Raw genomic sequence first — 12,696 nt, forward strand, 5'->3', positions numbered from 1 at the left:
GTCCTGGGGCGAGAAGCTAACAGAAAAGCGCTTCACCTGTAAAGCGCTTTTCTGGTGACGACCGAGGACTATGCTCGTGACGACCGCCGGACCCACGGCGGTGGCCACCGGTGACCCGGTGGTGCGAGCCGCCGGGACCACGGCGGTGTGAGCCGCCGCGACCACGGCGGCGTGTCCGTCCGCCCGCAGGAGGTGCCGTGGCCACGATGCAGCAGGTCGCCGACCGTGCCGGGGTGTCCATCGCGACGGTCTCGTTCGTCGTGAACGGCACGAAGTACGTCACACCGGCGACGACCGCGAAGGTGACCGCGGCGATGCGCGAGCTGAAGTTCCGCGGCAACGTCGTCGCGCGCGCCCTCGCGAGCCGGCGCACCCGGATCATCGCCCTGCTGTTCCCGACCACGGGCAACCGCTTCAGCCCGACGACGTCGGAGTTCTTCATGAGCGCTGCCGAGCGGGCGTCGGAGCGCGGCCACCACCTCGTGCTCTGGCCGGTGGACCCCGCCGGCGAGGACCTCGACGACCTCGTGTCCGGTGGCCTCGTCGACGGTGTCGTCCTCATGGAGGTGCGGATGGACGACCCGCGCGTGGCGAAGCTCACCGAGCTCGGCGTCCCGTTCACCCTGATCGGTCGCACCCGGGACAGCAGCGCGCTGCCGTTCGTCGACATCGACTTCGAGACCACGATCGAGGACAGCCTCGACCACCTGCAGGGCCTCGGGCACCGGCGTTTCGGCCTCGTGCTCGAGAACCTCGAGGGCACGCCGATGGCCGGGTACGCCCCCCACCTCCGCGTCGAGGACACCTTCCGCGCGTCCGTCGCCGAGCGCGGTGGCGCCGGGACGATCGTGTACGCGGCGTCCGGGAGCGAGGGCGGCCGTGCCGCAGCCCGGGAACTCCTCGCGGCGGACCCCGACGTCACCGCGGTGCTCGTGATGAAGGACGACTCGTCGGCGGGGCTGCTCGTCGGGCTCTGGTCCGCCGGTCGTCGGGTCCCGGACGACGTGTCGGTGCTGAGCATCGCGTCCTCGGCCGCGGCGGGGGACCAGCACCACCCGCGGCTCGCGGTGATGATCGCCCCCGGTCACGAGCTCGGCGTCCGTGCGGCCGACGCGCTCATCGACCAGCTCGACGGCACCTCGACCGAGCTCCCGCACTTCCTGCTGCCGTGCGTGCTCCGCACCGCCGAGTCGACCGCACCGGCTCCGGCCCCGCGCGTCTGACCCCACGGGCCCAGCGACACCGCACGGTCTGCCGTCCGCGTGAGGTGTCGCTGCGCCCGTGAGGATGCTGACGCACCCAGCCACCCGCCGGCCGGGAGGCGCGTGGCGGCCCGGCACCGCGCCTCCCGTCCGCCCCGCGGTGCGTCCGCCCCGCGGAAGCGACAGATCGCGCGCTGCCCCGCCCGACGTGGTCGCGAAAGCGACAGCTCCCCGCCGACTGTCCGCACCGATCTGTCGCTCTCGCGGCGGGCCCCACCCGACCCGCCGGGCTCGCGACAGACCCCACGCGCCCAGCGACACCCCACGGCCCGTCGGCGGCGTGAGGTGTCGCTGAGCCCGTGAGGTCGCTGCACCGGCCCACCCACCCACCGGACGGGAGGCGCGTGGCGGCCCGGCACCGCGCCTCCCGTCCGTCCCGCGGCCGGTCCGCCCCGCGGAAGCGACAGATCGCGCGCTGCTCCGCCCGACGTGGTCGCGAAAGCGACAGTTCCCCGCCGACTGTTCGCGCCGATCTGTCGCTCTCGCGACAGACCTCACGCGCCCAGCGACACCTCACGGCCTGCCGGCTGCGTGAGGTGTCGCTGAGCCCGTGGGGTCGCTGCGCCGACCCACCCACCGGCCGGGAGGCGCGTGGCGGCCCGGCACCGCGCCTCCCGTCCGCCTCGCGGCCGGTCCACCCCGCGGAAACGACAGATCGCGCGCTGCCCCGCCCGACGTGGTCGCGGAAGCGACAGTTCCCCGCCGACTGTTCGCACCGATCTGTCGCTTTCGCGACGGGCCCCACCCACCCCGCCCGCACACCCACCCCGCCCGCACACCCACCCACCCCGCACACCCACCCCGCCCGCAGACCCACCCCTGCACCCACTCCCAGGGACCGTTGGTTGTGTGGTCTCACAGGTTCGCAGCACCACACGTCGAGGAGGACGGATGGCAATCGACCGGAGACTGTTCCTGCTCGGGGGAGCGGGGGTGCTGCTGCTCGCGGGCTGCTCCACCCGTCCCGAGCGCACCACCGTCGAGGACTGGCCGACGGACCCACCCGAGGGTGACGTCACGATCAGCTGGTGGGCCGGGCAGGTCGCCTCGAAGGACGGCGGGGACCTCCGTCGCCGCCTCATCGCGGCGTTCCAGGAGGAACACCCCAACATCAGCGTGCGCATCGTCAGCGCCCCGAGCGACACCGACACGAACCGGACCAGCCTCACGACGCAGATCGCCGCCGGCAGCCCGACCCCGGACGTGTACCTCGGCGACGTGGCCTGGCCGGGGCAGTTCGCGAAGAACAAGCTCGCGACGCCGGTGGACCAGCTCGTCGGGGCGGACTTCTTCGAGCAGTTCCCCGAGGGCCTCCGGCAGGCGGCGAGCGTCGACGGGACGTACTACATGTTCCCGCTCTACATCGACGAGTCGTTCTTCCTGTACCGGCAGGACCTGCTCGACAAGCACGGCTTCCAGGTCCCGCGCTCGTGGGAGGAGGTCAAGTCCACCGCCGCGAAGCTCGTGGACACGGGCGACGTCGACTACGGCCTCGCGTTCCAGGGCGACGTCTACGAGGGACTCACCTGCAACGTGACCGAGTTCGTCGCGGACGCGGGCGGTTCGCTCCTCAACGACGACCTGACACGGCCCGAGACGACGAGCTCGGAGACGAAGCGCGCGTTCGAGTTCATGCGCTCGCTCATCACCGACGGCGCCGCTCCCCGCGCGACCCTGACCTACCAGGAGCAGGACACGAACGACGCGTTCTCGGGCGGTCGCGCGGCGTTCCTCCGCAACTGGTCGTACGCGTGGGGGATCGCGAACGGGCCGGACTCCGCGGTCGCGGGCAAGGTCGGGCTCGCCGCCCGGCCGACGTTCGACGGCATGGACGAGCACCACTCGACGATCGGGGGCTGGGGGAACTACATCAACCCGCACACGCAGCAGCCCGCGGCGGCGTTGACGTTCGCGAGCTGGATGTCGAGCGAGACCGCGCAGCAACTCCTCACCCGCGAGGGCGGAGTCCTGCCGGCCCGCAGCGCGACCCTCGTCAGCCAGGACGCGAAGCGCCAGCAGCGGCCGACGTACGACACGGCCGCGGGCATCACGCTCGTGCCCCGCCCGACCTCGACGGCGTACTACCCGAAGGTCTCGCAGGGCGTCTACCAGAACGGCAACAGCATCCTCGGCGGACAGACGTCGGTCGACGGCGGCACGAGCGCGATGGCCTCCGCCATCCAGCTCGCCCTGCAGGGCGCGGCGCTGTGAGCGCCGACACCGGGACGCGCACGTCACGCGCGTCGGTCCGGTCGGGTGCGGGGCACCGGCCGGGAGGCGCGGGTCGCCAGGACGGGTACCGCCCGACGAGCGCGCGGTCGCGGATGGAGCGCGTGCGTGCGCGGGGTGCGTGGGGCTTCGCGGCCCCGGCGCTCCTGGTCGTGGCGGCGGTCACGATCTTCCCCGTCGTGTACTCGATCGTCCTGAGCTTCGCCGACGTCGAGATCGGCTACGACGGGTTCAGCATCCAGGGCTTCGGGCTCGGCAACTACGCGGCCCTGCTGCAGAGCGCCGACTGGTACCGGGCGCTCGGCTTCACGGTGCTGTACACGGTCGTGACGGTCTCGGTCGAGCTCGTCCTCGGCATGCTCGTCGCCCTCGTGCTCGAGCGACTCGGGGCCACGCGCGGCTGGATGCTCGCGCTCATGCTCGTGCCGTGGTCGCTCGTCACGATCGTCAACGCCCAGCTCTGGAAGTACGTCTACGACTCGACCTACGGCGTCGCGACGTGGTTCTTCGGGCTGTTCGGGGACGCGCCGGTGATCCTCGGCGAACCGGTGCCCGCGATCACCGGGCTCATGGTCGCCGACATCTGGAAGACGACGCCGTTCGTCGCGATCATCCTGCTCGCCGGCCTCGTCCAGATCTCCGAGGACCACTACGAGGCGGCCGAGCTCGACGGCGCGAACGGGTGGCAGACGTTCTGGCGGGTCGTCGTGCCGCAGCTCGTGCCGACGCTCACCATCGCGGTGCTGTTCCGCGTGCTGCAGGCGTTCGGGGTGTTCGACCTGCCCTTCGTCCTGACGAACGGCGGACCGGGCACGACGACGCAGTCGCTCGCGATCATGGGCTACAAGGTCCTGTTCCAGGACATCAACATCGGCCCGGGCGCCGCGATCGCCACGAGCACCGCGCTCATCGTCGCGGTCGGCTGTCTGCTGTTCCTCCGGGCCTTCCGGAACCAGGCGAAGGGAGGGGACGACTGATGCCCCGACAGCGTGTCCGCAAGGGGTGGCGCCGGTGGGTGAACACCGTGAACGTCAGCGGTGTCGTCATCGCCGTGCTCACCGCCCTGCCGCTCTACTGGCTCGTGACGACGGCGCTCAAGCCCTCGTCGGAGATCGCCCAGTCGCCGCCGACCGCGTTCCCGCGGGCGCTGACGTTCGACAACTTCGTCGTCGCGTTCCGGGACAACGCCCTCGGCCAGTACATGGTGAACAGCGTCATCGTGTCGGTCTCGACGACGGTGATCGTCCTCGGCCTGGCGTTCCTGGCCGGCTACGCGCTCGCCGGGCGCTGGATCCGGGGCCGCACGGCGGTGATGACGTCGCTGCTCATGCTGTCGGTGTTCCCGGCGATCGCGGTGCTGACGCCGCTGTACCTGCTCGAGCGCAACCTCGGCCTGCTCAACTCGTACCCGGGGCTGATCGTGCCGTACGTGGCGTTCAACCTGCCGTTCGCCATCTGGATCATGCGGAACTACCTGCAGGGGATCCCCTCCACGATCGAGGAGGCCTCCGAGATCGACGGCGCCGGCGCGTGGCGGACGGTCCTGTCGGTGATCCTGCCGATGGCGAAGCCGGGGCTGTTCACGGTCGGGGTGTTCACGTTCACGGCCTCGTGGAGCGAGTTCCTGATGGCCCTGACGTTCAACAGCGAGAACTCGTTCCGCACCATCCCGGTCGGCATCGCGTTGTTCGGCACCCAGTTCACGGTGCCGTTCGCGCAGATCTTCGCGGCGAGCGTCGCGGCGACGGTCCCGATCGTCGTGCTCGTGCTCGTGTTCCGCCGGTCGATCGTGTCCGGCCTGACCTCCGGGGCGGTGAAGGGCTGAGGGTGGCCGCGCACTCGTCGACGAGACCTGCGTCGTGTCGGCGGGCGGCGGATGCGCTGGTGACCGGCAGACGGACGGGAGGCCCGTGGCGATCCCGCCACGGGCCTCCCGTCCGTCGTTCGGTCGCCGTGGCGACCGTCGGTCACACGCCGTCAGCTGCGGCGCGGGTCCCGTGCGGTGTCGGTGAAGAAGTCGGCGTACAGACCGGCACCGTCCTGCAGTTCGCCGTACTTCCAACGCTTGCGCATCCGACGGAACGTCTCGATGCGTACCGGGTCGATGCCCGGCTGGGACTGGTACGCGCCCATGGTTCTCTCCCTGGTTCCCTGAATCGCCCCCGAACGGGGCACCCACGGGCGACGGTACGGACCAGGGCGGGCCACGTCCGGCAAGATAGGTCGGGAAGTTACCTAGTTGCGCTTGTTGGACAAACGTTCGAGTGGTGTCCTCGCCCGCCCGTACTCTGCGTCAGGGGGTCGGAGCGCCGTACTCGAGCGCCTCGACCACGCGGTCGATGACCCGCACGTACTTGACCCGTTCGCGTTCCGAGAAGGAGGACAACAGCTCGTGCAGATGCTCGTTCGTGCTGTCCATCGCGGCGGCGTAGGCGCGCTGGGTCTCCGGGGTGAGCTCGATGAACCGGCTGCGCCCGTCGTCCGGGTTCGGGACGCGGCACAGGTGCCCGGCCCGCTCCAGGCGGTCGACCGTGCCGGTGACCGCCGGACTCGTCAGGCCGAGGTGCGAGACGAGGTCCTTCACGCGGACCTGGCGTTCGGCAGCCGCGGCACGTGCGACGAACTGCAGCACGGTCAGGTCGGTGCCGGACACCGACAGCCGCTCGCGCAGGCGCCCGCGGAGCGCCCCCATCGCCGCCTCGAGTCGGGTCAGCGCGGCGGTCAGGTCGATCTCACTCACGTGGTCGCCCCCTCGGTGCGCGTCGGTCCTCGGCGACAATACGCCGCCCGTACCCCAGAAGCGTATCCAGATAACGAGATGGACTGCGTCATGCGGACATCGCACCCGGACGGAGTGTCCCGTGGCTGACCCCCTCATCGAGGCCTTCGGCGCCGAGGCGACCATCGCTCCCGTGCGCTTCGAGGTCGCCGGCACCCGTCCCGAGACCGCCATCCGCGACCTCGGTGGCATCTACCGGGCCGATCGGTGGTCCGCGGGGCCGACCGACGGCCGCTTCGACTACCGCTACACGGCCATCGGTGACAGCGAGGTCACCATCCGCCGCTCGCAGATGCACGGCGAGATCCGCGGCGTCGTCCCGGCGGGCGGCGACTACGTCGTCACGTGGATCAGCGCGGGGACCGGCGAGGTCGAGCTCCGCGGGGAGCGGTGGCCGATGGAGCAGGACGTCCCGGTGCTGTTCCCGCCGGACGAGGAGTTCTGGTTCGTCACCGCCGACTACGACCAGCGCCTCGTGCACTTCGACCGCGAGTTCATCCGGCGAGTCGCAGCGACCCGGACCGAGGTCGGCGACCACGAGCTGCGCTTCGACGGGGTCCGGCAGCCCGACGCCACGATCGGGCAGCGGTGGCAGGGTGCGCTCACGGCGCTGTCCCGTGGTCTGCGCGTCGGGGGGTCGGAGTCGGACGCCTGGCAGGACGCCAAGGTCGCGGCCGCCGAGGTGTTCCTCGACATGTTCCCGCCGCAGGTCGACGCGCTGCCCGACGTGCTCGCCGAGCCCCGGAACGCCCGACTGCGCGCCGCGGTGGAGTACATCCACGCGCACGCCGCCGAGGACGTCTCGATCACCGACCTGTCCGCCGTGGCCGGGCTCAGTGTCCGGACCGTGCAGGAGTCGTTCCGGCGCGTGTTCGACGTGTCGCCGCTGACGTACCTGCGCCACGTCCGGCTCGACCGCGTGCACGAGGAGCTGCTCGAGGCGGGGCCGCAGACCGGTGCCGTGGGGGACGTGGCGCGGCGGTGGGGCTTCGCGCACCTCGGTCGGTTCTCGGCGTCGTACGCGGAGCGGTTCGGCGAGTACCCGAAGCAGACGCTGCGGCGCTGACGCGCTCGCGGGCGCGGGCGGCGCCGGCGTTCGCCGGCCGCGCCGCGCCGCGCCGCGCCGCGCCGCGCCGCGCCGTGGCGCGACGTGCTCGCGCACCACGGAAGGCACGTCGCGCCACGGGTTTCCGTGGTGCGAGCTGCTTCCCGTTGTGCGGAGGGCGCGCGCTCTGCGCGTCGCCTTGGCGGCCGGCGCTCCGCGCCCTGCCTGTCTGTGGCGCGCGGCGCGAGCGCCGCGCGCCGTGGCGCGACGTGCTCGCGTACCAGGGAAGGCACGTCGCACCACCGATTGCGTGGTGCGAGGTGCTTGCTGTTGTGCGGAGGGCGCGCGCTCTGCGCGTCGCCGGGATGGCCGGCGCTCCGCGCCCTGCCTGTCTGTGGCGCGGGGCGCAAGCGCCGCGCCGTGGCGCGACGTGCCCGCGCACCAGGGAAAGCACGTCGCGCCACGGGTTTCCGTGGTGCGAGCTGCTTCCGGTTGTGCGGAGGGCGCGCGCTCTGCGCGTCGCCTTGGCGGACGGCGCTCCGCGCCCTGCCTGTTTGTGGCGCGGGGCGCGAGCGCCGCGCCGTGGCGCGACGTGCTCGCGCACCGGGGAAAGCACGTCGCGCCACGGGTTTCCGTGGTGCGAGCTGCTTCCGGTTGTGCGGAGGGCGCGCGCTCTGCGCGTCGCCGGGATGGCCGGCGCTCCGCGCCCTGCCCATCTGTGGCGCGCGCCATGGCGCGCGCCGTGGCGCGCCGCGCGCCCCGCGCCCCGCGCGCCGTGGCGCGCCGTGCTCGCGCACCACGGAAGGCACGTCGCGCCACGGGATTCCGTGGTGCGAACTGCTTTCCGTTGTGCGGAGCGGCAGGCCGGCCGGCGCCGGCCGCGCGGCGTCGGCCGGTGCCGGCCGCGCGGCGTCGGCCCGCGCGGCGTCGGCCCGCGCGGCGCCGGCCGGGGCCGGCCCGGCCGCGCCTCAGCGCGGGACGGGCGCCGTGGTGCTCCGCACGCGCAGGGTCGTGGGCAGGCGGACGTGGTCGCTCGTGGGCTCGCCGCGGAGCATGCCGAGCAGCATCGACACGGCACTCGCGCCGAGGTCGACCAGCGGCTGCGCGACCGTGGTCAGCGGCGGCGTGGTCGTGGAGGCCTGCGGGACGTCGTCGAACCCCACGACCGACAGGTCCTCGGGGACGCGGAGCCCGAGCGCCTCGGCGGCGTGCATGACGCCGATCGCCGAGGAGTCGTTCGCCGCGAACACCGCGGTCGGACGGTCGGCCAGGGTGAGCAGGTCGTGCGCGACCGCGGCCGAGCGCTCCTCCTGGTAGTCGCCGGCTCGGACGAGCTGCTCGTCGACGGGGATCCCGGCCGCCGCCAGGGCCGACCGGTACCCCGCCTCGCGCAGCTGCGACGATGCGAGGTCGCCGCGGCCCCTCAGGTGGGCGATCCGGGTGTGGCCGAGGCCGAGCAGGTGGTCGACGGCCTGCCGGGCGCCCGCCGCGTTGTCGGTGTCGACGGTGGCGTGTCCCTCCGGCCCGGTGTGCGGGTCGATGGCGACGACGGGGATCGACGCCCCGGAGAGCGCGACGGACGGCGTGACCACGATCGCACCGTCGATCAGGGTGCCGGACAGACGCGAGAGCGAACGCCGCTCCCACCCCGGTCGGCTCGACCCGGTGAGCAGACCGGCGTAGGCGAGCAGCTCGTACCCGGTGCCGGTCGTCGCTGCCGAGACCCCGCGGAGGAGCTCGGTGGAGAACGGCTCGAACTCGGTCACGAGGATGCCGATCACGTTCGTCCGGGAGCTGCGCAGGCTCCGGGCGACGAGGGACGTCTCGTAGCCCAGGCGCTCGACGACCTCCTGCACGCGGACGATCGTCGCCTGGGCCACACCGTCGCGGTTGTTGATCACCTTCGAGACCGTCGGGATCGAGACCCCGGCGGCGCGCGCGACGTCCGCGATCGTGACCCGGCCCGGCCCGGGCGGGGTGTCGAGGACGGTCTGCATGTGCTCACCGTACCGCCGCAGAGGGCCGGTGACGGGGTCCGAATCACGGATAGAAAACGTTATCGATAACGATTGACAAGCACCGCGAGCACCTGGCACGCTCTCCGCAGCGGCATTCGATGTCGCGCCTGTCAACGACGACGACACACCAGGAGTTCCACGATGACGAGGAAGATCCGGGCCGCCGCAGCCATCGCGCTGATCGGGGCCACCGCACTCACCGCAGCGGGCTGTTCCGCGGGCGGCAACGCGGCAGACAGCAACGGGAAGGTCACGATGACCTTCTGGCACAACTCGACCACGGGACCGGGCAAGGCCTTCTGGCAGGACACCGTCGCGGCGTTCGAGAAGTCCCACCCGAACGTGACGATCAAGATCCAGGCGATCCAGAACGAGGACCTGGACGGCAAGCTGCAGACGGCGCTGAACTCCGGGTCAGCCCCGGACGTGTTCCTGCAGCGCGGCGGCGGCAAGATGGCCGCGATGGCCAAGGCCGGGCAGCTCATGGACATCTCCGGCTCGATCGGGAAGAACGCCAAGACCGAGATCAGCGCCGGTGCGTTCAAGGGCTACGAGCTCGACGGCAAGACCTACGCGATGCCCGTCGACGTCAACCCCGAGGGCATCTGGTACAGCCAGGACCTCTTCAAGCAGGCCGGCATCGAGGGCACCCCCACCACGATGGACGAGCTGAACGCCGACATCGCCAAGCTCAAGGCCGCGGGCATCCAGCCGGTCGCCGTCGGCGCGAAGGACGCCTGGCCGGCCGCGCACTGGTACTACAACTTCGCGCTCCGCGCCTGCAGCGCTTCGACGCTGAACGACACCGCCAAGGACCTGAAGTTCACCGACAGCTGCTGGAAGGCGGCCGGCGAGGACACGAAGGCGTTCTTCGACACGAAGCCGTTCAACGACGGCTTCCTCACCACGGCCGCCCAGCAGGGCGCCGGCAGCTCGGCCGGCCTCGTCGCGAACCACAAGGCTGCGATGGAGCTCATGGGTGCGTGGGACCCGGGTGTGATCTCCTCGCTCACCCCGGACGGCAAGCCGCTCGCCGACCTCGGCTTCTTCCCGTTCCCGGAGGTCTCCGGCGGCAAGGGCGCCCCGGGATCGATGATGGGTGCGGTCGACGGGTACTCGTGCTCGGCCGAGGCGCCGAAGAAGGAGTGCACGGAGTTCCTCAACTACATGACCGAGAAGCCCGTGCAGGAGGCCTACTACAAGGCGTTCAACGCGATCCCGGCGAACGAGTCGGCGCAGTCCGTCGTCACCGAGCCCTACCTGAAGAGCGTCCTCGCCGCCTACAACAAGGCCCCGTACGTGTCGAACTACCTCGACACGCTCTACGGCCAGAACGTCGGCAACGCGCTGAACACGAGCGTCGTGAACCTGCTCGCCGGCAAGGGTGACGTGGCGGACATCGTCAAGACCGTCAACCAGGCCGCGGCGAAGGGCTGACCCGACCGATGGCCACTTCAGTCGCCCCCCGTCCGTCCCGCCCCGGTGCGCGGACGGACACGGGGAAGGACCTGACCGGGGTCGACGGTACGCCGTCGGCCCCGGCCGGCCGGGGCCGCGCGAAGCCGGCCGCCGACGTCCGCAAGCGGGTCGAGATCGCCCTGCTCGCCGGACCCGCGACGATCATGTTCGTCGGGTTCGTCATCCTGCCCGTGGTGCTCGCCGCGTACTACGGCTTCTACAAGTGGCAGGGCTACGGCACCCCCACCGACTTCGTCGGCCTGCAGAACTACACGGTGATCTTCACCGACCCGGACTTCCGGGGCGTGCTGTGGCACAACCTGTTCATCGTCATCGGCTCGCTCGTCGTGCAGGGGCCGATCGCGATCATCCTGGCGCTCCTGCTCAACCAGCGGATCCGCGGCCGGGGCCTGATCCGCGTGCTCATCTTCGTGCCGTACGTCATCTCCGAGGTGATCGTCGGCACCGGGTGGAGCCTGATGCTCCAGTCGAGCGGCGCCGTGAACGACCTGCTCCAGTCCGTCGGCCTCGGGGCGTTGCGCGCCGACTGGTTGTCGAACCCGGACATCGCGCTCTGGACGCTGCTGGCGATCATCTCGTGGAAGTACATCGGCTTCGCGGTGATCCTGTTCCTCGCCGGCCTGCAGAGCATCCCGGAGGAGCTGTTCGAGGCCGCCCAGCTCGACGGCGCCGGCTACTGGCAGATCCAGCGCCGCATCACGCTGCCGCTGCTCGGCCCGACCATCCGCATCTGGGCGTTCCTGTCCATCATCGGATCGCTCCAGCTGTTCGACCTCGTCTACATCATCTGGGGGCAGTACATCGCCTCGACCGCGGGGACCTCGACGATGGCGACGTACATGGTCGCGAACGGCCGGCTCTCCGGCAACTACGGGTACGGCAACGCCGTCGCCGTGGTGATCTTCCTCATCTCGCTGGTCGTGGCCCTCGTCTACCAGCGGTTCGTCCTGCGCCGCGACACCGCCGGCGCCCTCACCGAGAAGGCCACCCGATGACCGCCACCGCCTCCCTCGTCGCACCGCGCCGCCGTCCGCGCGACTCCGGGCCCGTCGGGCGCGAGCGCAACCTCGGCACGTACTTCATCGCGCTGCTGTTCATCGCGGTGTGCATCGGTCCGGTCGCGTACATCGTGCTCGGTGGGTTCCGGACCAACGCGCAGATCACGGCGAGCCCGGCCGGTCTGCCCGCACCGTGGAACGTCGGCAACTACCTCGACGTCCTGTCGAGCGGCGTCTTCTGGCAGCAGCTCGGCAACTCGGTGGTGGCGGGCGTCACGACGACCGTCGGCGTCGTCGTGCTCGGGCTCATGGTGAGCTTCGTCCTCGCCCGCTACCGCTTCCGCGGCAGCGGAGCGCTCTACGCGCTCTTCGCCGCGGGACTCATGTTCCCGATCACGGTCGCGATCACGCCGCTGTACCTGCTCGTCAAGGACCTCGGTCTGACGAACAACCTGGCCGGGGTGATCCTGCCGCAGATCGCGTTCGCGCTGCCGACGACGGTGATCATCCTCGTGCCGTTCCTCAAGGCGATCCCCGACGAGCTCGAGGAGGCGGCCGCCATCGACGGTGCCAGCCGGCTCGGGTTCTTCTTCCGCATGGTCGTCCCGCTGTCGCTGCCCGGTGTCGTCACGGTCGGCATCCTGGCCTTCATCGGGAGCTGGAACAGCTACCTGCTGCCGCTGTTCATCCTCAACGACTCGTCGGCGTACACGCTGCCCCTCGGCGTGCAGGCGTTCTCGTCCCAGTACTCGGTCGACACCGCCCGCGTGCTCGCGTTCACGTCGCTGTCGATGATCCCCGCGCTCGTCTTCTTCGCGGTGTTCCAGCGCCGCATCGTGGGCGGCCTGACCGGGGCGGTGAAGGGGTGACGACGCTCGACTCGACC

At 71.3% G+C, this 12,696-nt stretch carries 11 protein-coding genes; 8 read left to right on the forward strand and 3 right to left on the reverse strand.

Annotated elements, in window-relative coordinates; genetic code table 11:
- The first annotated feature begins 206 nt into the window (after nt 1-206).
- The 4 genes from QOL15_RS04035 to QOL15_RS04050 all read left to right on the forward strand — a co-directional run bounded on the left by QOL15_RS04035 (nt 207) and on the right by QOL15_RS04050 (nt 5,316).
- A complete protein-coding gene (locus QOL15_RS04035) occupies nt 207-1,223 on the forward strand; it encodes a LacI family DNA-binding transcriptional regulator (protein ID WP_071249490.1) in 1,017 nt (338 codons plus the stop codon).
- A gap of 930 nt (nt 1,224-2,153) precedes the next feature.
- On the forward strand, nt 2,154-3,473 hold the full coding sequence (locus QOL15_RS04040) for an ABC transporter substrate-binding protein (RefSeq protein ID WP_071249477.1): 1,320 nt from the start codon (nt 2,154-2,156) through the stop codon (nt 3,471-3,473).
- Nucleotides 3,470-4,468, forward strand: a complete 999-nt coding sequence (locus tag QOL15_RS04045; RefSeq protein WP_305405401.1) for a carbohydrate ABC transporter permease — start codon at nt 3,470-3,472, stop codon at nt 4,466-4,468. Before QOL15_RS04040 ends, QOL15_RS04045 begins: the two co-directional genes overlap by 4 nt.
- The gene (locus QOL15_RS04050) at nt 4,468-5,316 is read left to right on the forward strand and encodes a carbohydrate ABC transporter permease (protein WP_065964994.1); all 849 of its coding nucleotides are present in this window, start codon (nt 4,468-4,470) and stop codon (nt 5,314-5,316) included. Before QOL15_RS04045 ends, QOL15_RS04050 begins: the two co-directional genes overlap by 1 nt.
- Nucleotides 5,317-5,468: 152 nt before the next feature.
- On the opposite strand, the gene QOL15_RS04055 is transcribed toward QOL15_RS04050, so the two are convergent.
- Both QOL15_RS04055 and QOL15_RS04060 read right to left on the reverse strand, forming a co-directional pair.
- Entirely contained in the window at nt 5,469-5,624 is a 156-nt protein-coding gene (locus QOL15_RS04055; protein WP_171898845.1) for a hypothetical protein, read from the reverse strand.
- A gap of 160 nt (nt 5,625-5,784) precedes the next feature.
- Nucleotides 5,785-6,231: a MarR family winged helix-turn-helix transcriptional regulator gene (locus tag QOL15_RS04060; RefSeq protein ID WP_065964992.1), complete on the reverse strand. Its 447-nt coding sequence runs from the start codon at nt 6,229-6,231 to the stop codon at nt 5,785-5,787.
- 121 nt (nt 6,232-6,352) lie between these two features.
- Here QOL15_RS04060 and QOL15_RS04065 point away from each other — a divergent pair, with 121 nt between their 5' ends.
- Nucleotides 6,353-7,336, forward strand: coding sequence for a helix-turn-helix transcriptional regulator (locus QOL15_RS04065; protein WP_071249478.1), 984 nt, complete (start codon nt 6,353-6,355; stop codon nt 7,334-7,336).
- Between the two features lie 947 nt (nt 7,337-8,283).
- Here QOL15_RS04065 and QOL15_RS04070 read toward each other — a convergent pair.
- Entirely contained in the window at nt 8,284-9,312 is a 1,029-nt protein-coding gene (locus tag QOL15_RS04070; RefSeq protein WP_071245431.1) for a LacI family DNA-binding transcriptional regulator, read from the reverse strand.
- A 162-nt stretch (nt 9,313-9,474) separates the two neighbouring features.
- Between QOL15_RS04070 and QOL15_RS04075 the strand changes: the two genes are divergently transcribed.
- The 3 genes from QOL15_RS04075 to QOL15_RS04085 are packed head-to-tail and all read left to right on the forward strand — an operon-like array spanning nt 9,475 to nt 12,679.
- Nucleotides 9,475-10,770 (forward strand): ABC transporter substrate-binding protein, encoded by a 1,296-nt coding sequence (locus tag QOL15_RS04075; RefSeq protein ID WP_065964069.1) that lies wholly within the window; start codon nt 9,475-9,477, stop codon nt 10,768-10,770.
- An 8-nt stretch (nt 10,771-10,778) separates the two neighbouring features.
- Nucleotides 10,779-11,807: a carbohydrate ABC transporter permease gene (locus QOL15_RS04080; protein ID WP_083230359.1), complete on the forward strand. Its 1,029-nt coding sequence runs from the start codon at nt 10,779-10,781 to the stop codon at nt 11,805-11,807.
- The gene (locus QOL15_RS04085; RefSeq protein WP_065964066.1) at nt 11,804-12,679 is read left to right on the forward strand and encodes a carbohydrate ABC transporter permease; all 876 of its coding nucleotides are present in this window, start codon (nt 11,804-11,806) and stop codon (nt 12,677-12,679) included. The genes QOL15_RS04080 and QOL15_RS04085 overlap by 4 nt, the downstream gene beginning before the upstream one ends.
- Nucleotides 12,680-12,696 lie beyond the last annotated feature (17 nt).

It is taken from the genome of Curtobacterium sp. MCBA15_012, assembly GCF_001864935.2.
GTDB lineage: Bacteria > Actinomycetota > Actinomycetes > Actinomycetales > Microbacteriaceae > Curtobacterium.

Bases quoted from the DNA above. Each gene is read 5' to 3' on its own strand.
- QOL15_RS04035 (WP_071249490.1), top strand. From the start codon at position 207: ATGCAGCAGGTCGCCGACCGTGCCGGGGTGTCCATCGCGACGGTCTCG.
- QOL15_RS04040 (WP_071249477.1), top strand. From the start codon at position 2,154: ATGGCAATCGACCGGAGACTGTTCCTGCTCGGGGGAGCGGGGGTGCTG.
- QOL15_RS04050 (WP_065964994.1), top strand. From the start codon at position 4,468: ATGCCCCGACAGCGTGTCCGCAAGGGGTGGCGCCGGTGGGTGAACACC.
- QOL15_RS04055 (WP_171898845.1), bottom strand. From the start codon at position 5,624: ATGGGCGCGTACCAGTCCCAGCCGGGCATCGACCCGGTACGCATCGAG.
- QOL15_RS04070 (WP_071245431.1), bottom strand. From the start codon at position 9,312: ATGCAGACCGTCCTCGACACCCCGCCCGGGCCGGGCCGGGTCACGATC.
- QOL15_RS04075 (WP_065964069.1), top strand. From the start codon at position 9,475: ATGACGAGGAAGATCCGGGCCGCCGCAGCCATCGCGCTGATCGGGGCC.
- QOL15_RS04080 (WP_083230359.1), top strand. From the start codon at position 10,779: ATGGCCACTTCAGTCGCCCCCCGTCCGTCCCGCCCCGGTGCGCGGACG.
- QOL15_RS04085 (WP_065964066.1), top strand. From the start codon at position 11,804: ATGACCGCCACCGCCTCCCTCGTCGCACCGCGCCGCCGTCCGCGCGAC.